The 21609-nt window shown below is 69.2% G+C and carries 21 protein-coding genes; all 21 read right to left on the minus strand.

The window, feature by feature from the left end:
* Positions 1-32 precede the first annotated feature (32 nt).
* The 21 genes from RCR19_RS12225 to thrC all read right to left on the minus strand — a co-directional run bounded on the left by RCR19_RS12225 (position 33) and on the right by thrC (position 21608).
* Positions 33-479 carry a DUF2550 domain-containing protein gene (locus tag RCR19_RS12225; protein WP_059130016.1) on the minus strand — a complete coding sequence of 149 codons (447 nt, stop codon included), beginning with the start codon at positions 477-479 and terminating at the stop codon, positions 33-35.
* A 131-nt stretch (positions 480-610) separates the two neighbouring features.
* The gene (locus RCR19_RS12230; RefSeq protein WP_059130015.1) at positions 611-985 is read right to left on the minus strand and encodes a F0F1 ATP synthase subunit epsilon; all 375 of its coding nucleotides are present in this window, start codon (positions 983-985) and stop codon (positions 611-613) included.
* 175 nt (positions 986-1160) lie between these two features.
* Positions 1161-2597, minus strand: a complete 1437-nt coding sequence (gene atpD / locus RCR19_RS12235; RefSeq protein ID WP_331265167.1) for a F0F1 ATP synthase subunit beta — start codon at positions 2595-2597, stop codon at positions 1161-1163.
* Positions 2597-3514: a F0F1 ATP synthase subunit gamma gene (locus RCR19_RS12240; RefSeq protein ID WP_059130013.1), complete on the minus strand. Its 918-nt coding sequence runs from the start codon at positions 3512-3514 to the stop codon at positions 2597-2599. The genes atpD and RCR19_RS12240 overlap by 1 nt, the downstream gene beginning before the upstream one ends.
* 21 nt (positions 3515-3535) lie before the next feature.
* Positions 3536-5128, minus strand: coding sequence for a F0F1 ATP synthase subunit alpha (gene atpA, locus RCR19_RS12245; protein ID WP_331265168.1), 1593 nt, complete (start codon positions 5126-5128; stop codon positions 3536-3538).
* A gap of 115 nt (positions 5129-5243) precedes the next feature.
* Positions 5244-6059: a F0F1 ATP synthase subunit delta gene (locus tag RCR19_RS12250; RefSeq protein ID WP_331265169.1), complete on the minus strand. Its 816-nt coding sequence runs from the start codon at positions 6057-6059 to the stop codon at positions 5244-5246.
* A complete protein-coding gene (locus tag RCR19_RS12255; protein ID WP_329509640.1) occupies positions 6056-6607 on the minus strand; it encodes a F0F1 ATP synthase subunit B in 552 nt (183 codons plus the stop codon). The genes RCR19_RS12250 and RCR19_RS12255 overlap by 4 nt, the downstream gene beginning before the upstream one ends.
* 39 nt (positions 6608-6646) lie before the next feature.
* A complete protein-coding gene (atpE, locus tag RCR19_RS12260; RefSeq protein WP_059130009.1) occupies positions 6647-6892 on the minus strand; it encodes an ATP synthase F0 subunit C in 246 nt (81 codons plus the stop codon).
* A gap of 77 nt (positions 6893-6969) precedes the next feature.
* Positions 6970-7740, minus strand: a complete 771-nt coding sequence (gene atpB, locus RCR19_RS12265; protein ID WP_059130076.1) for a F0F1 ATP synthase subunit A — start codon at positions 7738-7740, stop codon at positions 6970-6972.
* A gap of 273 nt (positions 7741-8013) precedes the next feature.
* The gene (locus RCR19_RS12270) at positions 8014-8451 is read right to left on the minus strand and encodes a hypothetical protein (protein ID WP_331265170.1); all 438 of its coding nucleotides are present in this window, start codon (positions 8449-8451) and stop codon (positions 8014-8016) included.
* Between the two features lie 298 nt (positions 8452-8749).
* On the minus strand, positions 8750-10084 hold the full coding sequence (locus RCR19_RS12275; RefSeq protein WP_331265171.1) for an MraY family glycosyltransferase: 1335 nt from the start codon (positions 10082-10084) through the stop codon (positions 8750-8752).
* 127 nt (positions 10085-10211) lie between these two features.
* Positions 10212-11453 carry a serine hydroxymethyltransferase gene (gene glyA / locus RCR19_RS12280; protein ID WP_331265172.1) on the minus strand — a complete coding sequence of 414 codons (1242 nt, stop codon included), beginning with the start codon at positions 11451-11453 and terminating at the stop codon, positions 10212-10214.
* A 126-nt stretch (positions 11454-11579) separates the two neighbouring features.
* Positions 11580-12248 (minus strand): protein-tyrosine-phosphatase, encoded by a 669-nt coding sequence (locus RCR19_RS12285; protein WP_059130005.1) that lies wholly within the window; start codon positions 12246-12248, stop codon positions 11580-11582.
* Positions 12245-12892 (minus strand): L-threonylcarbamoyladenylate synthase, encoded by a 648-nt coding sequence (locus tag RCR19_RS12290; RefSeq protein ID WP_059130004.1) that lies wholly within the window; start codon positions 12890-12892, stop codon positions 12245-12247. The genes RCR19_RS12285 and RCR19_RS12290 overlap by 4 nt, the downstream gene beginning before the upstream one ends.
* Before the next feature lie 55 nt (positions 12893-12947).
* Positions 12948-13793, minus strand: coding sequence for a peptide chain release factor N(5)-glutamine methyltransferase (gene prmC / locus RCR19_RS12295; RefSeq protein ID WP_331265173.1), 846 nt, complete (start codon positions 13791-13793; stop codon positions 12948-12950).
* Between the two features lie 26 nt (positions 13794-13819).
* Entirely contained in the window at positions 13820-14887 is a 1068-nt protein-coding gene (prfA, locus tag RCR19_RS12300) for a peptide chain release factor 1 (RefSeq protein ID WP_220292381.1), read from the minus strand.
* 144 nt (positions 14888-15031) lie between these two features.
* Complete coding sequence (gene rpmE / locus RCR19_RS12305; protein ID WP_059130001.1) at positions 15032-15253, minus strand: 50S ribosomal protein L31; 222 nt, start codon at positions 15251-15253, stop codon at positions 15032-15034.
* Positions 15254-15477: 224 nt separating this feature from the next.
* Positions 15478-16617, minus strand: a complete 1140-nt coding sequence (locus RCR19_RS12310; protein ID WP_331265174.1) for an LCP family protein — start codon at positions 16615-16617, stop codon at positions 15478-15480.
* A 414-nt stretch (positions 16618-17031) separates the two neighbouring features.
* Positions 17032-18978: a transcription termination factor Rho gene (gene rho / locus RCR19_RS12315; RefSeq protein WP_331265175.1), complete on the minus strand. Its 1947-nt coding sequence runs from the start codon at positions 18976-18978 to the stop codon at positions 17032-17034.
* Positions 18979-19386: 408 nt separating this feature from the next.
* On the minus strand, positions 19387-20304 hold the full coding sequence (gene thrB, locus RCR19_RS12320; RefSeq protein WP_331265176.1) for a homoserine kinase: 918 nt from the start codon (positions 20302-20304) through the stop codon (positions 19387-19389).
* 245 nt (positions 20305-20549) lie between these two features.
* Positions 20550-21608, minus strand: coding sequence for a threonine synthase (gene thrC / locus RCR19_RS12325; protein ID WP_331265177.1), 1059 nt, complete (start codon positions 21606-21608; stop codon positions 20550-20552).
* Position 21609: the final 1 nt, after the last annotated feature.

A 21609-nucleotide genomic window follows, 5' to 3' on the forward strand; every position in this document is an offset into this window, starting at 1 on the left:
CTCCCGGCTTCGTCCGGGGGAAGCGGCCGCGGCTACGCCACGTTCACCCGCTGCCCCGGCGGGGCCGCCTCCAGCCAGGCGAGGAAGCCGGTCAGCGCGTCGTCGCTCATCGCGAGTTCCAGGCGGGTGCCCCGGTGCTGGCAGGCGAGGATCACTGCGTCGGAGAGCAGGGCCAGTTCCTCCTCGCCCTCCGGGCTGCGCCGGCCCGCCACCTCGATGGCCGAGCGTTCAAGGACGCGGCGCGGGCGCGGGGCGTAGGAGAAGACGCGGTACCACTCGACGCGGTCGCCGTTGTAGCGGGCGACGCCGTAGCTCCAGCCCTTGCCGTTGGTGTCGGGTTTTTCCGGGACGTCCCAGCGCAGGCTGCAGTCGAAGGTGCCCCCCGACCGCTGGATGAGCCTGCGGCGCAGACCGAAGACGAACAGCCCCACCACCACGAGAGCGACGACAATTCCGCACACAGTCAGAGCGAGGACCATCGGCACCGACCTCCTCGTCTCCTAGGTAACGGAACGGAAAAAACACCCCGATTTGCCTCAGCCGCGGCTGGGACCGGATTGCTCCGGTCCCAGCCGCGGCTGAGTGTCACGTCATTGCGTACGCGCTGTGGTCAGCTCGACGCCGCCGCACGCAGTCGGACGTCCGCTCGGCGCTCCGCGGAGGCGTCGGCCTCCGACTTCGCGCGCTCGAGCGCCCGCTCCGCGCGCTGGACGTCGATCTCGTCCGACAGTTCGGCGATCTCGGCCAGCAGCGACAGTTTGTTGTCCGCGAACGAGATGAAACCGCCGTGCACCGCGGCGACGACCGTTCCACCATCACTCGTACGGATGGTCACCGGGCCCGACTCCAGCACACCGAGCAGCGGCTGGTGACCGGGCATGACGCCGATGTCGCCGGACGTGGTACGCGCGACGACCAGGGTGGCCTCGCCGGACCAGACCTTGCGGTCGGCCGCGACCAGCTCGACGTGCAGCTCAGCAGCCAAGGGTGGCTCCTCGGGTCACCACCCGGCGGTTGCCGGGTGTTGGTCTGAATTCTAGTAGGCGTGGGGAGAGGGGCGGACCGCACCCCGCGGGAACGCGCCCACGGGGTGCTTCTCCACCCCTCTCACCAAGAGGCAGTCCTGTCGCGGACCCGGGAGGGCCCGTGACAGGGGGCCGTCAGGAGACGCCCAGCTCCTTCGCGTTCTTCTTCAGGTCCTCGATGCCACCGCACATGAAGAACGCCTGCTCCGGGAAGTGGTCGTACTCGCCGTCGATGATCGCGTTGAAGGCCGCGATCGACTCCTCCAGCGGGACGTCCGAACCGTCGACGCCGGTGAACTGCTTGGCGACGTGGGTGTTCTGGGACAGGAAGCGCTCCACACGGCGGGCCCGGTGGACGACGAGCTTGTCCTCCTCGCCGAGCTCGTCGATACCGAGGATCGCGATGATGTCCTGGAGGTCCTTGTACTTCTGCAGGATCGTCTTGACGCGCATGGCGGCGTTGTAGTGATCCTGCGCGATGTAACGCGGGTCCAGGATGCGGGACGTGGAGTCCAGCGGGTCCACGGCCGGGTAGATGCCCTTCTCGGAGATCGGACGGGACAGAACCGTCGTCGCGTCGAGGTGGGCGAACGTGGTGGCCGGGGCCGGGTCGGTCAGGTCGTCGGCGGGGACGTAGATCGCCTGCATCGAGGTGATCGAGTGACCGCGGGTCGAGGTGATGCGCTCCTGGAGGAGGCCCATCTCGTCGGCCAGGTTCGGCTGGTAACCCACCGCGGACGGCATACGGCCGAGCAGGGTGGAGACCTCGGAACCGGCCTGCGTGAAGCGGAAGATGTTGTCGATGAAGAACAGCACGTCCTGCTTCTGCACGTCGCGGAAGTACTCCGCCATCGTCAGACCCGCGAGGGCCACCCGCAGACGGGTGCCCGGCGGCTCGTCCATCTGACCGAAGACCAGCGCGGTCTTGTCGATGACGCCCGAGTCGCTCATTTCCTCGATGAGGTCGTTGCCCTCACGGGTGCGCTCACCGACACCGGCGAACACGGAGACACCGTCGTGGTTGTTGGCGACACGGTAGATCATCTCCTGGATGAGCACCGTCTTGCCGACGCCGGCGCCGCCGAACAGGCCGATCTTGCCGCCCTTGACGTACGGGGTCAGCAGGTCGATGACCTTGACGCCGGTCTCGAACATCTCGGTCTTCGACTCGAGCTCGTCGAAGTTCGGGGCCTTGCGGTGGATGGACCAGCGCTCGCCCTCGTACGTCTCGTCGACGTTCAGCACCTCACCGAGGGTGTTGAACACCTTGCCCTTGGTGAAGTCGCCGACCGGGACGGTGATGCCGTCGCCGGTGTCGACCACCGCGGCCTGGCGGACCAGACCGTCGGTGGGCTGCATGGAGATGGTGCGGACCAGGCCGTCGCCCAGGTGCTGCGCGACCTCGAGGGTCAGCGTCCGCTTCTCCCCCTCCTTCGCCGGGTCCTGGACCTCGACGTGGAGGGCGTTGTAGATGTCCGGGATCGCGTCGACGGGGAACTCCACGTCGACGACCGGGCCGATGACCCGCGCGACGCGGCCCGTCGCCGTGGCCGTCTCAACAGTGGTGGTCATTAGTAGTCACTCCCCGCGGTCGCGTCGGCCAGGGCGCTAGCGCCTCCGACGATCTCGCTGATTTCCTGGGTGATTTCGGCCTGGCGGGCCGCGTTGGCAAGCCGGGTGAGGCTCTCGATGAGCTCACCGGCGTTGTCGGTGGCCGACTTCATCGCGCGCCGCGTCGCGGCGTGCTTCGAAGCGGCCGACTGGAGCAGCGCGTTGTAGATACGGCTCTCCACGTAGCGCGGCAGCAGGGCGTCGAGGACGTCCTCCGCCGAGGGCTCGAAGTCGTACAGCGGAAGGATCTCGCCCTTGCCGTGCGACTCCTCCGCCACCTCCTCGAGGCTGAGCGGCAGCAGCCGGGCGTCGAGCGCCGACTGCGTCATCATCGAGACGAACTCGGTGTAGACGATGTGGAGTTCGTCCACGCCGCCGTCCGCCGTCTCCTTCTCGATGGCCTCGATCAACGGAGCCGCGACATTCTTGGCGTCCGCGTACGTCGGGTCGTCGGTGAAGCCCGTCCACGACTCCGTGATCTTGCGCTCACGGAAGTTGTAGTGCGCGACACCACGACGGCCGACGATGTACGTGTCGACCTGCTTGCCCTCGCGCTCCAGCCGCGCCGTCAGCTGCTCCGCCGCCTTGATCGCGTTGGAGTTGAAGGCGCCGGCCAGACCGCGGTCGCTCGTCAGGAGCAGCACCGCGGACCGCGTCACCGTCTCGGCCTGCGTGGTCAGCGGGTGCTTGGTGTTCGAGCCGGTGCCGACCGCCGTGACCGCGCGAGTGAGCTCGGTCGCGTAGGGCGTGGAGGCCGCCACCTTGCGCTGCGCCTTGACGACGCGCGAGGCGGCGATCATCTCCATCGCCTTCGTGATCTTCTTGGTCGCGCTGACGGATCGGATGCGACGCTTGTAGACCCGGAGCTGGGCTCCCATGAGTCAGGTCCCTTCCTTACGTCACTTGGCGGCTGCGGCCGGGGTGTCCTCGCCGAGCAGCTTGCCGTCCGAGGTCTCGAACTGCCTCTTGAACTCCGCGACGGCGTCGTCGATCGCCTGGATCGTGTCGTCCGACATCTTGGCGCCCTCCTTGATGGAGGTCATGAGGCCCTGGTGCTTGCGGTGCAGGAAGTCCAGGAGCTCACGCTCGAAGCGACGGATGTCGTTGACCGGAACGTCGTCCATACGGCCGTTGGTGCCGGCCCAGACGGAAACGACCTGGTCCTCGGTGGCCATCGGCTCGTACTGGTTCTGCTTCAGCAGCTCGACCATGCGCTGACCGCGCTCCAGCTGCGACTTCGACGCGGCGTCCAGGTCGGAACCGAAGGCGGCGAACGCCTCCAGCTCACGGAACTGGGCGAGGTCCACGCGCAGACGGCCGGACACCTGGCGCATGGCCTTGTGCTGGGCGGAACCACCGACGCGGGAGACCGAGATACCGACGTTCAGGGCCGGACGCTGGCCGGCGTTGAACAGGTCGGACTCCAGGAAGCACTGGCCGTCGGTGATGGAGATGACGTTGGTCGGGATGAACGCCGAGACGTCGTTGGCCTTGGTCTCGACGATCGGCAGACCGGTCATCGAACCGGCGCCCATGTCGTCGGAGAGCTTCGCGCAGCGCTCCAGCAGACGGGAGTGCAGGTAGAAGACGTCACCCGGGTAGGCCTCACGGCCCGGCGGGCGCCGCAGCAGCAGGGACACGGCGCGGTAGGCGTCGGCCTGCTTCGAGAGGTCGTCGAAGATGATGAGGACGTGCTTGCCCGCGTACATCCAGTGCTGGCCGATGGCCGATCCGGTGTACGGCGCCAGGTACTTGAAGCCGGCCGGGTCGGACGCCGGGGCGGCGACGATGGTCGTGTACTCCAGCGCGCCGTTCTCCTCCAGCGCGCGGCGGACCGACGCGATGGTCGAGCCCTTCTGGCCGATGGCGACGTAGATGCAGCGGACCTGCTTCTTCGGGTCGCCGGAACGCCAGTTGTCACGCTGGTTGATGATCGTGTCGACGGCCAGGGCGGTCTTGCCGGTCTGCCGGTCACCGATGATCAGCTGGCGCTGGCCGCGGCCGATCGGGGTCATGGCGTCGACGGCCTTGTAGCCGGTCTCCATCGGCTCGTGCACCGACTTGCGCTGCATGACCGTGGGGGCCTGCAGCTCGAGGGCGCGGCGGCCCTCGGTCTCGATCTCGCCGAGACCGTCGATGGGGTTGCCGAGCGGGTCGACGACGCGGCCGAGGTATCCCTCGCCCACCGCGACCGAGAGCACCTCGCCGGTGCGCTGCACCGGCTGGCCCTCCTCGATGCCGCTGAACTCACCGAGGACGATGGCACCGATCTCGCGCTCCTCGAGGTTGAGGGCGAGGCCGAGGGTGCCGTCCTCGAACTTCAGCAGTTCGTTGGCCATGGCCGAGGGCAGACCCTCGACCTTCGCGATGCCGTCGCCGGCAAGGGTGACCGTACCGACCTCCTCGCGCGAGGCCGCGTCCGGCTTGTACGACTGGACAAAGTTCTCCAGCGCGTCCCGGATCTCCTCCGGCCGGATCGTGAGCTCCGCCATCTGGGTTCCCTGCTCTCCTTGTTGGGCCCGAAGTTTCTGTGGGGGTCTGGGGGCGACCCCCAGGAATCCTCTGCACGGCCCAACTCGGGCCGTTGTACTGCGTATGGAGTTGCTGCTAGCTCGCCATGCGGCGGCGGGCGTCCTCGAGCCGGTCCTCGATGGAACCGTTGATGACCTCGTCGCCGACCTGCACCCGGATCCCGCCGAGGACCTCGGGGTCCACGTCCAGGTTGAGGTGCATCTGGCGGCCGTAGAGCTTGGCCAGTGCCGCACCGAGGCGCTGCTTCTGGGTGTCGCTCAGCGGCGCCGCCGAGGTGACGACGGCGACCATGCGGTCACGGCGCGCGGCCGCGAGCTTGGACAGGGACTCGAGTCCCGCTTCCAGGCTACGTCCCCGCGGCGCGGTCACAAGGCGCGTCACCAGACGCTCGGTCGTCACGTTGGCGCGACCACCGATCAGCCGCCGCAGCAGCTCGCTCTTGGCGGAGGCACTCGCGGCCCGGTCGGTCAGCGCGGCACGCAGCCCGGTGTCCGAGGAGACGATCCGGCTGAACCGGAACAGCTCGTCCTCCACGTCGTCGAGCGCGTCCGCCTTCTCGGCGGCGGTGAGGTCGGCGAGGTTCGCCAGCTCCTCGAGCGCGTCCACCAGGTCACGCGGCTGCGACCAACGGGTACGCACCATGCCGGACACCAGGTCCGCGGTCGGCCCGCTGACCTGTGCGCCGAGCAGGCGCTGCACCAGTTCGGCCTTGGCCTCGCCGGACTGCGCCGGGTCGGTGAGGACCCGACGCAGCGACGCCTCGCGGTCGAGCAGCGCGGTGACGGCGGCCAGCTCGTCGGCGAGCTGCGCCGCGTCCACGGACGTCGAGTCCGTCAGCGCGTCGAGACGCTCGCGTGCGGCAGCCAGGGCCTCGCGGCTCGCTCCGTTCATCGCGCGGCCTCGGCCTTCTCCTCGAGCTCGTCGAGGAAGCGGTCGATGACGCGGCTCTGCCGGGCGTGGTCCTCGAGGGACTCACCGACGAGCTTGCCGGCCAGCTCGGTGGCCAGCGTGCCGACGTCCTGTCGCAGCGCCTGAGCGGCGGCCTTGCGGTCGGCCTCGATCTGCGTGTGACCGGCGGCGACGATCTCCTCGCGCTGCCGCTGGCCTTCCGCCCGCATCTCGGCGATGAGGGTGGCACCCTGCTCCTGCGCCTCCTGGCGCAGACGCGCGGCCTCGTGCCGGGCCTCGGCGAGCTGGGCCTTGTACTGCTCAAGGACGCTCTGGGCCTCGACCTTCATGGCGTCGGCCTCTTCGATACCGCCTTCGATCGCCGCGCGACGCTCCTCCAGAACCTTGTTGATGTTCGGAAGCAGCTTCTTCCAGAAGAAGAAGAACACGATGGCGAAGGCGATGGTGCCGACGAGCAGCTCCGGGCCCGGGGGGACGAGCGGGTTCTGCTCCGTCTCCTCGGCCGCCAGCTGTACCAGGTTGGCGATCACATCAGTGCCTTTCGTCGATTCGTGTCGGGTAAGAGCTGATTACTTACCGAACACGAACGGCATAACGATGCCGATGAGGGCGAGCGCCTCACAGAAGGCGAAGCCCAGGATCTGGTTGGCACGGATCAGACCGGCGGCCTCGGGCTGGCGGGCCAGGGCCTGCGTGCCGTTACCGAAGATGATGCCGACGCCGATGCCGGGGCCGATCGCAGCGAGGCCGTAGCCGATCGAGCCGACGGAGCCGTGGACACCAGCGGTGGCGGCGAGGGTCTCAAGAGCGGACATGCCGGTTCTTCCTTCTCTTTCATGGACCGGTGGGGGTTGGCCACCGGACGTCTCGGGGTGGGCGGAGGTGGTACGGATCAGTGGTGCTCGGAGAGAGCGCCCTGAACGTAGGAGCAGGCGAGGAGCACGAAGACGTACGCCTGGACGGCCTGGACGAAGAGCTCGAAGCAGATCATGGCCATCGTCATCACGAAGGAGACGCCGGCGCCCACGACCAGCCAGCTGTTCAGCAGGTACCAGGAGGCCACGGTGAACATGACCAGCATCAGGTGACCGGCGAACATGTTGGCGAAGAGTCGCACCGCGTGCGTGAACGGGCGGACCAGCAGGTTCGAGAAGAACTCGATGACCATCACGAGCGGCAGCACCGCGCCGAGCGACTTGTCGTAGCCGGTGACGTTCTTGAAGAAGCCGACGAAGCCGTGCTTCTTGAAGGTCAGCACCACCCACGTCAGGTAGACGATCGCGGCGAGCACTGCCGGATAGGCGATGACCGACGACACCGGGAACTGGGCCAGCGGAATCACGGACCAGACGTTCATGATCCAGATGAAGAAGAACAGCGAGACCATGAGCGGGACGTACTTCTCGCCCTCGCGCTTGCCCAGCGTCTCGTACACGATGCCGCGGCGCACGAAGTCGTAGCCGGCCTCGCCGATCATCTGCACCTTGCCCGGGACGACCTTGGCCTTGCCGAAGGCGGCCCAGAAGAAGGCGACGATGACGAGGGTGGCAAGGAGGGCGAGCAGCATCACCTTGTTGAACTCGAAGCCCCCCACCGTGGCGAGCGGCTTGAACATGAAGGACTGCAGGCCCGGGGCCGGGAAACCGCACCCGTTGTCGGACAGGACCCGACAACTCCAGTCAAAGGCGAGCTGGGTCTGGTCAGCACTCACCGCGGGCTCCTTCGGCGTGACGCATGGGTACGGCAACCTCGTTGTGTCGGCGCGGCGCGCAGCCGCGGATCGGCACCGGACTGGTGTTACGGATGTGGGGGCGGCTTGGGGCCCTCGAGCCTCGCGATTGAGCAGGCGTCAGCTCAAGTGCCCGCGCCCGCGATGCCGCAGTTGGCACCGGACGATAGCAGGATCTCTCACACGTCTTTATCCCGGCCCTACCCCTCACGTCGCGGAGCCCGCCTTCTGGGACTTCTCGCGCTCCTGGGAGTCCGGGTCGACGTAGAACAGCTTGGCCTTCATGTGCGCACGAGCCTGCGCGGCCATCCACACGACGGTCGCGACGACGAGCGAGAGGGCGAACGCCTTCGCGTTGAAGAGGGACGTGTCCTTGAAGAGGCCCACGAAGATCAGAAGCAGCAGCAGCTGTGCGACATAGAGCATCAGGCCCATGGCCTGGAACAGATGCGGGAGCGTTTTTGCGGTCCACTGCAGGACGTACAGGCCGATCCCCATGAAGACGATGGCCAGCACCACACCGACAGCCGCGCCCAGCGCCCCCTTGCCACCCGCGACCACACCGCCGGCGGCCACGGCGAGCACGCCGACGGCCGCTGTGGGCACAGCGGTCTGCAGTAGGTTCCGGGCGTCATTGGACGGCATGGCGGCAACTCCGCTTTCACAGGGGGGCAGGGTGTCGTCATGGACGAGCGTAGTCCCGGGCCGAATGGGGTCCTCACACCGAGGGTCCCTCTCGCTGGGCCCATCGGCTCTGTCCCGGGGTTCTCGTGAACCGTATCACAAACTATTTGATGCGGTCTTTACCTAGACGGTGTGCCCGCCGTCACACATGAGGGTGAACCTGCGCGTCTGCGCAGGCGGCGGGGCGACTTGTCTGGTATTGAAGCCCTTTGCACCCTCACGGGTCGGCAATGCGTTAGTCAGATTCTTACCTTGTAGGTCAACGCGACGACTCGGCCTTGTGTCGGGTCGGCCGGATCCGGGTGCTGACGGCCGTGGCCCCATTGACACCCGCGGTGATCGGGGCGAGGTGCTCGTGGTCCGGCTCCGGCTCCTCCTCCGCCTCGCACGCGGCGGGTGCCTCCGCTTCCTCGGGTTCGCCGTCGCGGCGGCGACGGTAGCGCGGCGGGACGAAGCTCTCGGCCCAGCGCGGGGCACGCGGTGTGAACCTCGGCAGCAGGAGCAGCACGAGGCCGACCGCGCTCAGTGCGACGATGCCGAGCACGATCCACAGGGACGCCGAGTTCACGGAGTACGCCAGGGCGCCGAAGGCGATCAGCGCCGACCAGAAGTACATGATCAGCACGGCCCGGCTGTGCGAGTGGCCGATCTCCAGGAGCCGGTGGTGCAGATGGCCGCGGTCGGCGGCGAACGGCGACTGGCCGCGCCAGGTACGGCGCACGATCGCGAGCACGAGGTCGGCGGCCGGGATGGCGATGATCGTCAGCGGCAGCAGCAGCGGGATGTACACCGGGACGGTCTGGTGGACCGTCTCGCGCTCGGAACCGGAGAAGAGGTTCATCGCGTCCGGGTCCACCTGCCCGGTGATCGAGATGGCGCCCGCGGCGAGCACGAGTCCGATCAGCATCGAGCCCGAGTCGCCCATGAAGATCCGCGCCGGGTGCATGTTGTGCGGCAGGAAGCCCAGGCACATGCCCATCAGGATCGCCGCGAACAGGGTCGCCGGGGCCGCGGCCTCCAGGCCGTAGCCGTACCAGATCCGGTACGCGTACATGAAGAACGCGGCGGACGCGATGCACACCACGCCCGCGGCGAGGCCGTCGAGGCCGTCGACGAAGTTCACCGCGTTGATCGTGATGACGACCAGCGCCACGGTCAGCAGAGTGCCCTGCCACGGGGTGAGCGAGACCGTGCCGACGCCGGGCACGGGCAGCCACAGGATCGTCAGACCCTGCATGACCATCACGCCCGCGGCGATCATCTGGGCGCCGAGCTTGATCAGGGCGTCGATCTCGAACTTGTCGTCCAGCACGCCGATCAGCCAGATCAGCGCGGCCCCCGACAGCAGTGCCCGTGGCTCGTTCGACTTGGCGAAGACCTCGTTGAGGTTCTCCAGGTGGTCGGCGACCAGCAGGCCCGCGCACAGGCCGAAGAACATGGCGATACCGCCGAGCCGGGGGGTCGGTTCCCGATGCACGTCACGGGCCCGGATCTCCGGCATGGCTCCGGCCACGATCGCGAATTTGCGTACCGGCCCAGTCAGCAGATACGTCACCGCGGCCGTGATGCAGAGCGTCAGCAGGTATTCACGCACTGGCTTCCCCACAGGTCTCGCTGAACGTCCTCAGCACCACACCCTAGCTTCGCGTGCATATGGTTGAGGACAATCGGGTAGCGACGATGGTTGCACGTTCGACTGTGCACTCCGCTGCGCCTACCCCCTACCAGCCGGGATACGGCGGAAATCCGTCGGCCAGCTCCCGCACTTCTTCACGTGCCTTCCTCCCGTCCACCTCGTCACGCAGCACGGACACGAAGAGCGCGGCGATGTACGACATCTCGGCCTCGCCCATGCCCTGCGTGGTCAGCGCGGCGGTGCCGAGGCGCAGTCCGCGTGCGTCGCCGTGAGGCAGCGCACACGTGTCCAGGATCATGCCGGCCGCCGTGAGCCGCCCCCGAGCGGTGCGGCCGTCCACCCCGAGCGGGGCCGGGTCCACGGTCAGCAGATGGGTGTCGGTGCCCCCGGTGGTGATCGCCAGCCCCGCGGCGCCCAGGTCCGAGGCGAGCCGCCGGGCGTTGGCCACCACCTGGCGGGCGTATGCGGCGAAGCCCTCCGTCGAGGCCTCCCCGAAGGCGACCGCCTTCGCCGCGATGCTGTGCATCTGCGCGCCGCCCTGGGTGAACGGGAAGACCGCCCGGTCCACGCGCTCCGCCAATTCGCTCCCGCACAGGATCATGCCGCCGCGTGGACCGCGCAGCACCTTGTGCGTGGTGGCGCAGACGACATCGGCGTACGGCACCGGATTGGGCGCCGCTCCCCCGGCGACCAGCCCGATCGGATGGGCGGCGTCCGCGATGAGATACGCGCCCACCTCGTCGGCGACCTGCCGGAAGAAGGCGTAGTCGATGTGGCGCGGATAGGCGATGGACCCGCACACGATGGCCTTGGGCCGGTGCGTACGGGCCAGGGAGCGCACCTGCTCGTGGTCGATGAGCCCCGAGTCCGCCTCGACCCCGTAGCCGACGAAGTCGAACCAGCGGCCGGAGAAGTTGGCGGGCGACCCGTGCGTGAGATGCCCGCCGTGCGGCAGCCCCAGGGCGAGCACGGTGTCACCGGGTCTGAGCAGCGCGGCGTACGCGGCCAGCACCGCCGACGATCCCGAGTGCGACTGCACATTGGCGTGCTCGGCCCCGAAGAGCGCCTTCGCCCGGTCCACCGCGATCCGCTCGGCGACGTCGACGATCTCGCAGCCCCCGTGGTAGCGGGCGCCGGGATAGCCCTCGGCGTACTTGTTGGCGAGCGGAGAGCCGAGGGCGGCGAGCACGGCCGGCGAGGTGAAGTTCTCGGCGGCGATGAGCTGCAGCGTCGTCGACTGACGGGTGAGCTCTCCGAGGATGATGTCGGCGAGTTCGGGGTCCTGCCGACGCAGGACGTCGGCCTCGAGGGTGTGCGTGACCGCCATGGTGGGCTCCGGGGCTCCGGGCATCGGAAACGTACGTCCAATGTAGGCCCGGGTTCTCCGGGGCGCCGGGTGGCTACCGCCGTGCAGGTGCAACGCCCTCGTTCGGAGCCTGCCTGCGTCACCCGGTCAGGCCCGGGTGGGCACTCCCGTCAGCGCCGTCACGACCGGTTCCAGCGCCTGGTGGATCTCGTCCCCGACCGACCGGAAGAAGGTGAGCGGGGCCCCGTACGGGTCGTAGACCTCGTCCGCACCCGCCGTCGGGGCGAGCAGCCAGCCGCGCAGGGCCGCCGCGGCCCGGACCAGGGCACGGGCGCGCGCGACCACGCCGTCCTCCAGCGGGGGCAGCGTGGCCGGGTCTATCGCCCGCACGAGGCGGGTGAACTCCTTCAGCGTGAAGGTGCGCAGTCCCGCCGAGTGGCCCATGGAGATCACCTGGGCCCGGTGGTCGCGCGTCGCGGTCAGCACCAGGTCGGCCCGGATGACGTGTTCGTCCAGGAGTTCCCGGCCGACGAAGCCGGAGGCGTCCGCGCCGAAGTCGGCGAGGACCGCCGCCGCGTTCGCCTCCATGGGCGCGCCCTCGTGACCCCAGGTGCCGGCACTCTCCACGATCAGCCCGCCCCACAGGGGGTCGCCGAGCCGGTCCGCGAGGAAATGCCGGGTCAGCCGCTCGGTGATCGGCGAGCGGCACACGTTGCCGGTGCTGACGTGGAGGATGCGGAAAGTGTCGCGGGGAAGCCCGAAGGTCCCCGTCTCGTCCCCGTTGCCTATGCCACGCCCCGCGTCAGGGGCTGTCAATTCGCCACCTCGAGGTCGGGTACGACCTTTCGCAGCTCGTCCGCCGACAGGGCACCGGCCCGCAGCAGGACGGGCACCTTGCCGGTGACGTCGACGATCGAGGAGGGGATGTTCCCGGGGGTGGGACCGCCGTCCAGGTAGACGGAGACGGAGTCGCCGAGCATCTCCTGGGCGTCGTCGCAGTTCTCCGGCGCCGGGTGGCCGGTCAGGTTGGCGGAGGAGACGGCCATCGGGCCGACTTCGGTCAGCAGTTCGATGGCGACCGGGTGCAGCGGCATGCGCACGGCAACGGTCCCACGGGTGTCCCCGAGGTCCCACTGCAACGACGGCTGATGGCGCGCGACGAGCGTGAGGGCGCCCGGCCAGAACGCGTCGACCAGTTCCCAGGCCATCTCGGAGAAGTCCGTGACGAGGCCGTGCAGGGTGTTCGGGGAGCCGATGAGGACGGGCGTGGGCATATTGCGGCCCCGGCCCTTGGCCTGGAGCAGGTCGGCCACGGCCTCCGAGGAGAACGCGTCGGCGCCGATGCCGTACACGGTGTCGGTCGGCAGCACCACGAGTTCGCCACGGCGGACGGCGGACGCGGCTTCGCGCAGACCGGTCGTGCGGTCGGTCGCGTCGTTGGTGTCGTATCGCCGTGCCATCTTCAGCTGGCCTCCTCGTACACGTACTGCTGCGGAAAGAGAGTCTTCGGGGTGCTCACGGCAGCGCCCTGCGGGCGGTCGCGAAGCGGGGGCGGTTGTTGAGGTCGGGGTGATCGGCCGCGTCGGCCCAGCCCCGCTCCTCGGTGAAGATCCACGGCACCTGGCCGCCCTGGGTGTCGGCGTGCTCGATGACGACGACGCCGCCGGGGCGCAGCAGCCGGTGCGCCGTGCGCTCCAGGCCGCGGATGAGCTCGAGGCCGTCCTCGCCTGAGAACAGGGCGAGCTCGGGATCGTAGTCCCGGGCCTCCGGCGCGACGTACTCCCATTCGGTGAGCGGGATGTACGGCGGGTTGGAGATCACGAGGTCGACCTGGCCGTCGAGGTCGCGGAAGGCGTCCAGGGCGTCGCCCTGGCGCAGGTCGACCCTGGAGCCCTCCATGTTCTTGCGGGTCCACTGGAGCGCCTCGTCGGACAGCTCCACGGCGTGCACACGGGAGCGCGGCACCTCCTGGGCCAGGGCGAGTGCGATGGCACCCGAACCCGTGCACAGGTCCACGATCAGCGGCTCGACCACGTCCATCGCCCGTACGGCGTCTATGGCCCAGCCGACCACCGACTCGGTCTCCGGGCGGGGTACGAACACCCCGGGCCCGACCTGGAGTTCCAGGTACCGGAAGTAGGCGCGTCCCGTGATGTGCTGGAGCGGTTCGCGGGCCTCTCGGCGGGCGATGACCTCCCAGTACCGGGCGTCGAAGTCCGAGTCCTTCACGGAGTGCAGCGCGCCCCGCTTGACGCCGTGCACGAAGGCGGCGAGCTCCTCCGCGTCGTTGCGCGGCGAGGGCACGCCGGCGTCGGCCAGCCGCTGGGTGGCCTGGGCCACCTCCGCGAGCAGCAGGTTCACGCTGGTCCTCCGGTTGTGTACGTGCCTTACGCGGCTGCGAGCTTGGCGGCCGAGTCCGCGTCGACGCAGGCCTGGATCACCGCGTCGAGGTCGCCGTCCAGGACCTGGTCGAGGTTGTAGGCCTTGAAGCCGACGCGGTGGTCGGAGATGCGGTTCTCCGGGAAGTTGTACGTACGGATCTTCTCGGAGCGGTCGACGGTGCGGACCTGGCTGCGGCGGGCGTCGGCGGCCTCCTTCTCCGCCTCCTCCTGCGCCATGGCGAGCAGCCTGGAGCGCAGGATACGCATCGCCTGCTGCTTGTTCTGCAGCTGGCTCTTCTCGTTCTGGCAGGAGGCGACGACGCCGGTCGGCAGGTGCGTGATGCGCACGGCGGAGTCGGTCGTGTTGACGGACTGGCCACCGGGGCCCGAGGAGCGGTAGACGTCGATCCGAAGGTCGTTCGGGTTGATCTCGACGTCGACCTCCTCCGCCTCCGGCGTGACCAGCACACCGGCCGCGGAGGTGTGGATACGGCCCTGGGACTCCGTCGCGGGCACGCGCTGCACACGGTGCACCCCGCCCTCGTACTTCAGACGGGCCCACACGCCCTGGCCGGGCTCCTGGGTGCCGCGGGCCTTCACGGCGACCTGGACGTCCTTGTAGCCGCCGAGTTCGGACTCGGTGGAGTCGATGATCTCGGTCTTCCAGCCGACGCGCTCGGCGTAGCGCAGGTACATACGCAGCAGGTCCCCGGCGAACAGGGCGGACTCGTCGCCGCCCGCACCCGCCTTGACCTCGAGGATGACGTCCTTGTCGTCGTTGGGGTCGCGCGGGACGAGCAGGAGGCGCAGTTTCTCGGTCAGCTCCTCGCGCTGCCTCTCCAGGTCCTTGACCTCGGCCGCGAAGTCCGGGTCGTCGGCGGCCAGTTCGCGGGCGGTCTCGATGTCGTCACCGGTCTGCTTCCAGGAGCGGTACGTGGCGACGATGGGACTCAGCTCGGCATAACGCTTGTTGAGCGTGCGTGCGTTGGCCTGGTCGGCGTGGACCGACGGATCGGCCAGCTTCTTCTCCAGGTCGGCGTGTTCACCGACCAGCTCCTCGACCGCCTCGAACATCTCCGACTCCCTGGATTGTCCCCCGCCGGGCCGGGCATGGGGACGTACGTACGACGAACTGTGGCTGCACCGCAAAGCGCCGGTCCCGGGCCCCCGCTTCCACACGTGAAGACGGGAACACCGGAGACCGGCGCTGTGGGCTCGCTACTTCTTGGCAGCGGCAGCCTTGCCGAAGCGGGCCTCGAAGCGGGCCACACGGCCACCGGTGTCGAGGATCTTCTGCTTGCCCGTGTAGAACGGGTGGCACTCGGAGCAGACCTCGGCCCGGATGGTGCCGGACCCGATCGTGCTGCGGGTGGTGAACGACGCGCCACAGGTGCAGCTGACCTGCGTCTCGACGTACTCGGGGTGGATGTCGCGCTTCAAGGTGTCTCCTAGGTTTCGGGAGGGCGCCGGGTCGCAGACGCGGGATGCGGGAGCGTGAACCGGAGCCGACGTACCAGTCTGCCAGGACTGGCCGCATCCCCCAAAACCGGGGGCACAAGTGATCTATTCCCCGGCCGTGACCGGGGCCCGGAGAGCCTCCGTGCGGCCCCGGCACGCCGCTGCCGCCGCCCGTGCCGGAGGGGTCCGCGGTGTGGCCGCCCGGCTCAGGACGACGCCACGACGCCCTTGGCCTCGCCCGTCGCCGTGCCCTGTGTCGCCTTTGCCGGGATCGGCTTGTCGTTCTCCAGGGCGCTCCAGATCAGGCGGGCCTTGGACTTGTCGGTCAGGACCCGGTTGGGGTTCGCCGGGTCGTACTGGACCGGCATCGTCACCATGTTCATGTGGGAGGAGCTGATGCCCTTCAGCCCGTTGGCGAAGGACGCCAGGGACTTGACCGAGGCCAGGTCGGAGTCGGTGGTGACCGCCTTGGTCGCGGTGTCGGCCAGGTCCACCAGCTTCGTCGGGCTGGACAGGATGCCGATCTGCTTGACCTGGTCGACCAGCGCCTTGACGAAGGCCTGCTGGAGCTGGATGCGGCCTAGGTCGGAGCCGTCGCCCACCCCGTGCCGGGTGCGGACCAGGCCGAGCGCCTGCCGGCCGTCGAGGGTGTGCGTGCCGGCCGGGAGCGCGAGGTGGCTCTCCCGGTCGTCGATGGCCTTGGTGGTGGTCACCTGGACGCCGCCGAGGTCGTCTATCAGCTTCTGGAATCCGGCGAAGTCCACCTCGACGTAGTGGTCCATGCGGATACCGGTGATCGACTCGACGGTCTTCACGGCGCACGTGGCGCCTCCGGTGGAGTACGCCGAGTTGAACATGACGCTCCGGGCCGCGGGCTGCGCGTTCCCCTTGCTGTCGGTGCACTCCGGTCGGTCCACGAGGGTGTCGCGCGGGATGGAGACCACGCTGGCCTTCTTGTGGCCCTTGTAGACGTGCACGATCATCGCCGTGTCGGAGCGGGCGCTGCCGTCGTCGGTCCCCCCGCCCAGCGTCCTGTTGCTGCCGGAACGGGTGTCCGAGCCCAGGACCAGGATGTTCTCGGAGCCGTTGTCGACCTTCGCGGGCCGGTCGGTGCCGAGTGCCTGGTTGATGTCGACGCTCTTGATGTTGCCGTTGAGCTTGAAGTACAGGTAGCCGACACCGGTGCCGCCGAGGACGACGATGCCCGCGGCGGTCCAGGCCATGACGACGAGAGCCCGGCGTCCCTTGCCCCGGGGCTTGCGGCGGCGGCCCTTGGCCCGGCGTCGCGGCCCGGGCGTCACGGTCTCGTCGGCTATGCCGGCGTCCGGCGTGCTCTCGGCAGGCATGTGCTCCTCAGTTCTCGTCCCGGTCGGGTACCCCTTGTATTCAGGGTCACGCCTGGTCAGTGGCGAACCTCCCCGGAGCGTTCGGCTGCGTCGAGCCGGGGGGACCCTGCGGGATCCCCGTCACTCCGACGGTCGCTCCGTCCGGTCAGACGGAGGAACCGGAGCCAGGGTTGCACGACGCACCGTGGCCATATCGTGGACGCACGATCACAGACCGTTACCCGATCATGGTGTCGAACGGTGCTCACCTGGGGTTTCACCCGATGAGGGCGTAGTGCCGGAAAACGGTACCGACACTGATTCTTGTGGCGAACGTCTCGTTCGAGAGCACATGGAGGCACCCGGGTCCGGACAACGCAGAGGGCCGCCCCCGTCGCCGTGCGACGAGGGCGGCCCTCAGGCCTTCGGACGGGCTCAGTCGCCGTTCGGCGTGGGCGTCGTCTTCTGGATCTGCATCAGGAACTCGATGTTCGACTTCGTCTGCTTCATCTTGTCGAGGAGCAGCTCGATCGCCTGCTGCTGGTCGAGCGCGTGCAGCACCCGGCGCAGCTTCCACACGATGGCGAGCTCCTCGTTGCCGAGCAGGATCTCCTCCTTGCGGGTGCCGGACGCGTCGACGTCCACCGCCGGGAAGATGCGCTTGTCGGCGAGCTTCCGGTCGAGCTTGAGCTCCATGTTGCCGGTGCCCTTGAACTCCTCGAAGATCACCTCGTCCATGCGGGACCCGGTGTCCACCAGGGCGGTGGCGAGGATGGTCAGCGAACCGCCGTCCTCGATGTTCCGGGCCGCACCGAAGAAGCGCTTCGGCGGGTAGAGGGCCGTGGAGTCGACACCACCGGACAGGATGCGGCCGGACGCCGGAGCCGCCAGGTTGTACGCACGGCCCAGACGGGTGATCGAGTCGAGCAGCACGACGACGTCGTGGCCCAGCTCCACCAGCCGCTTGGCCCGCTCGATGGCCAGCTCGGCGACCGTGGTGTGGTCCTCGGCCGGACGGTCGAAGGTCGAGGAGATGACCTCGCCCTTGACCGACCGCTGCATGTCGGTGACCTCTTCCGGACGCTCGTCGACAAGGACGACCATCAGGTGGCACTCGGGGTTGTTGTGGGTGATCGCGTTGGCGATCGCCTGCATGATCATGGTCTTGCCGGTCTTCGGCGGGGCCACGATCAGACCGCGCTGGCCCTTGCCGATCGGCGACACCAGGTCGATGATCCGGGTGGTCAGCACGCCCGGGTCGGTCTCCAGGCGGAGCCGGTCCTGCGGGTACAGCGGGGTGAGCTTGTTGAACTCCGGGCGGCCACGGCCGTGTTCGGGCGCCATGCCGTTGACGGAGTCCAGCCGGACGAGCGCGTTGAACTTCTCGCGCCGCTCGCCCTCCTTCGGCTGCCGGACCGCGCCGGTGATGTGGTCGCCCTTGCGCAGACCGTTCTTGCGGACCTGGGCGAGGGAGACGTACACGTCGTTCGGACCCGGCAGATAGCCCGAGGTACGGATGAAGGCGTAGTTGTCGAGGATGTCCAGGATGCCCGCGACGGGGATCAGGACGTCGTCCTCGGCCAACTGCGGCTCGGCGGCGACGTCGTCGCGGCCGCGACGGCCACGGCGGTCGCGGTAGCGGCCACGACGGCCACGGCGGCCGCCCTCGAAGTCGTCGTCGTCCTGCTGCTGCGTCCGGTCCTGGCGGCCGCCGCCCTGCTGCTGGCTCTGCTGCTGACGCTGCTGGCCGCCCTGGCCCTGCTGCTGGTCGTCGCCCTTGCCGCGGCGGTCACGGTCGCGGTCACGCCCGCGCTCGCGGCGGTCACGGCGGCGGCCCTCGCCATCGCCGCCGTCGGCCCTGCCGTCGCCCTGCGCCTGCGCGGACGTCTCGGCCTTCGACTCGCTCTTCGCCTCGGCGGCGACCGTCTCGGGGCTGCCCGCCTCGGCGGTGGCGCGACGCCGACGGCGCTCGCCCTGGGCCTCGTCACCGGCTCCCTGGCCGGGAATCTCGATCTGCTGCGCGGCGGACTGCTCGGAGGCCTTCTCCGCCTGCGCCTCGGCCGCGGCCTCGTCGCCGGTGCGGGTCCTGGAGGTGGCCCGGCGCTTGGGCTTGGCCTCGGTGGCCGCCTCGGCCTTGGCCGGGGCACCTCCGGCCTGCGCCTCCTTGATGACCTCGATCAGCTGGCTCTTGCGCATGCGCGCCGTGCCCCTGATGCCGAGGCCGGATGCGACCTGCTGCAGCTCGGCCAGCACCATGCCCTCGAGGCCGGTACCGCGGCGCCGCCGGGAGCCGGCACCGGTGGCAGGCGCAGAGGCGTCCGTGGCGGGCGCGGCAGCGGTCTCGTCGACACGTGCGCCCATCAGATCGGTGGTGTCGCTCACGAAGGGTCCTTCCCTGGAGCGGACGTCGGCCTGTCTGGCTCGGCGACCGGTTGTGCTGTCCGGCTTCGATCCCGTCTGTGTGGACCGTGCCGGGGCGGTGGTCCGCCAAAACGGCGGAAGACATATCTGATGATTGGCGCTTCCCGAAGGCGTGGCACTCGGATTTGTGTCACTCGGCTCGGTGACGCCGATTCCGGAGCGTGCTCGGCAACCCGCTCAGTGTCCGCGTACGACGTACTGCTCACGTACGCGGTACGAAACACAGTGCGGCTTGGGAGGCTCCCGGAAGAATGGTTGTCCCGGACGGGGACACGAAGCACCTTGCCATGGCGGGGTGGGGTGCAGACTTGAGGTTAACACTACCGGATCCAACAAACATTCCCCCTCTCGAAATCCGGCAACCGTGTGTCAGGACGCAAGCGGCAGCACGCTCGCTCCCTGGCTGTCCAGCTCCAGCCGGTTGGCGGCCCAGCCCTCGCCCGCCAGATCGGCCACCTTGTCGGCGCTCGCGCCGTCGGCCAGCGCGAGGACGGTGGGTCCCGCGCCGGAGATCACCGCGGGGATCCCGTCCGCCCGCAGCCGTTCCACCAGCGCCGCGCTCTCCGGCATCGCCGGGGCGCGGTACTCCTGATGGAGACGGTCCTCCGTGGCGGGCAGCAGCAGCTCGGGACGCCTGGTCAGCGCCTCGACGAGCAGTGCGGCGCGGCCCGCGTTCGCCGCTGCGTCGACGTGCGGCACGGTGCGCGGGAGCAGTCCGCGCGCCGTCTGGGTCAACACCGGCTTTCCGGGCACGAAAACCACCGGAACGACGGAATCGACGGGGTCCATGCGGATCGCACGGGCGGAGCCGCGCTCCATCCAGGAAAGCGTGAATCCGCCGAGGAGACAGGCCGCGACGTTGTCGGGATGGCCCTCGATCTCGGTGGCGAGCTCCAGCAGTGCGACGTCGTCGAGCCGGCTGTCCGCGCCTATGGTCACGGCGCGGGCGGCGACGATGCCGGCGCAGATGGCGGCGGAGGAGGAGCCGAGGCCACGACCGTGCGGAATGCGGTTGGCGCAGACGATCTCCAGGCCACGCGGCTGCCCGCCCAGGGCGTCGAAGGCGGCGCGCAAGGACCGTACGAGGAGATGGCCCTCGTCGCGCGGAAGCGTCTCGCTGCCCTCGCCCGCGATGTCGATGTGCAGCCCGGTGTCGGCCACTCGGACGACGACGTCGTCGTACAGCCCCAGGGCCAGGCCAAGGGCGTCGAAGCCCGGGCCGAGGTTGGCGCTGGTGGCGGGGACGCGCACCCGGACGGCGGCGGCGCGGAACGCTGGACCGGCCATCGCTCGATGACTCTCCTTGAGCTGCGTGATGGTCGAGTGACTTTCGAGGCGTACGGGAAACCCGGGGGCCGGGCCGCAGGGACGACGCGGTACCGCGGCATATGCGGCGGGCGGGTTCGGTACAGCCTATCGAAGGAAGGTTCTGTGGCGACATAGGGCGCACGGGAGGCGCACGATGCGTGTCGTAAGCCCCCTGTGCCCCCTCTGCCGGATGCCATCAGGGTTGTCCCCCGGCGGCACCCGCTTTACGCAAGCCCGAGTCGTTCGGCCGCCGCCGCCGCGTCGACCGGGACCGTCACCGGCTGCGGGGCGCCCGCGACGGCCCAGTCGGGGTCCTTGAGGCCGTTTCCGGTGACGGTGCACACGATCCGCTGGCCGGGGTCGACCTCACCCCGCTCGGCGGCCTTCAGCAGACCGGCGACGGACGCGGCGGAGGCGGGCTCCACGAAGACGCCCTCCTGCGCGGCCAACAGACGGTAGGCGCGCAGAATCTCACGGTCCGTCACCTCATCGATGAACCCGCCCGATTCGTCCCTCGCCGCGAGGGCGTACTTCCAGGACGCCGGGTTGCCGATGCGGATCGCGGTGGCGATGGTCGAGGGGTCCTTCACGACCTCGCCGCGCACGATCGGGGCCGAGCCGGAGGCCTGGAAACCCCACATGCGGGGGGTCCGCCGGGCGACGCCGTCCGCGGCGTACTCCTTGTAGCCCTTCCAGTAGGCCGTGATGTTGCCCGCGTTGCCTACCGGCAGGACGTGGACGTCCGGTGCGTCGCCGAGCATGTCGACGATCTCGAAGGCCGCCGTCTTCTGGCCCTCGATACGCACCGGGTTGACGGAATTGACCAGCGCGACCGGATAGTTGTCGGACAGCGCCCGGGCGAGGGTGAGGCAGTCGTCGAAGTTGCCGTCCACCTGGAGGATCTTCGCGCCGTGCACCAGGGCCTGCCCCATCTTGCCCAGCGCGATCTTGCCGCGGGGCACGAGCACGGCCGACACCATCCGGGCGCGCACGGCGTAGGCGGCGGCCGAGGCGGAGGTGTTCCCGGTGGAGGCGCAGATCACCGCCTTTGCGCCCTCCTCCTTGGCCTTGCTGATGGCCATCGTCATACCCCGGTCCTTGAAGGACCCGGTGGGGTTCGCACCCTCCACCTTGAGGTGGACCTCGCAGCCGGTGCGCTCGGAGAGCACCTGCGCGGGCACGAGCGGGGTGCCGCCTTCACGGAGCGTCACGACGGGCGTGCTGTCGGACACCGGCAGCCTGTCCCGGTACTCCTCGATGATTCCGCGCCACTGGTGGGTCATT

The sequence above is a fragment of the Streptomyces sp. WAC07094 genome, from assembly GCF_036320405.1.
Lineage (GTDB): Bacteria > Actinomycetota > Actinomycetes > Streptomycetales > Streptomycetaceae > Streptomyces > Streptomyces lannensis.

Excerpts from the sequence above, each read along its gene's own strand:
- RCR19_RS12225 (WP_059130016.1), bottom strand. The coding sequence starts at position 479 with ATGGTCCTCGCTCTGACTGTGTGCGGAATTGTCGTCGCTCTCGTGGTG.
- atpD (WP_331265167.1), bottom strand. The coding sequence starts at position 2,597 with ATGACCACCACTGTTGAGACGGCCACGGCGACGGGCCGCGTCGCGCGG.
- RCR19_RS12240 (WP_059130013.1), bottom strand. The coding sequence starts at position 3,514 with ATGGGAGCCCAGCTCCGGGTCTACAAGCGTCGCATCCGATCCGTCAGC.
- atpA (WP_331265168.1), bottom strand. The coding sequence starts at position 5,128 with ATGGCGGAGCTCACGATCCGGCCGGAGGAGATCCGGGACGCGCTGGAG.
- RCR19_RS12250 (WP_331265169.1), bottom strand. The coding sequence starts at position 6,059 with ATGAACGGAGCGAGCCGCGAGGCCCTGGCTGCCGCACGCGAGCGTCTC.
- atpE (WP_059130009.1), bottom strand. The coding sequence starts at position 6,892 with ATGTCCGCTCTTGAGACCCTCGCCGCCACCGCTGGTGTCCACGGCTCC.
- RCR19_RS12270 (WP_331265170.1), bottom strand. The coding sequence starts at position 8,451 with ATGCCGTCCAATGACGCCCGGAACCTACTGCAGACCGCTGTGCCCACA.
- glyA (WP_331265172.1), bottom strand. The coding sequence starts at position 11,453 with ATGGCGGTCACGCACACCCTCGAGGCCGACGTCCTGCGTCGGCAGGAC.
- RCR19_RS12290 (WP_059130004.1), bottom strand. The coding sequence starts at position 12,892 with ATGGCACGGCGATACGACACCAACGACGCGACCGACCGCACGACCGGT.
- prfA (WP_220292381.1), bottom strand. The coding sequence starts at position 14,887 with ATGTTCGAGGCGGTCGAGGAGCTGGTCGGTGAACACGCCGACCTGGAG.
- RCR19_RS12310 (WP_331265174.1), bottom strand. The coding sequence starts at position 16,617 with ATGCCTGCCGAGAGCACGCCGGACGCCGGCATAGCCGACGAGACCGTG.
- thrB (WP_331265176.1), bottom strand. The coding sequence starts at position 20,304 with ATGGCCGGTCCAGCGTTCCGCGCCGCCGCCGTCCGGGTGCGCGTCCCC.
- thrC (WP_331265177.1), bottom strand. The coding sequence starts at position 21,608 with ATGACCCACCAGTGGCGCGGAATCATCGAGGAGTACCGGGACAGGCTG.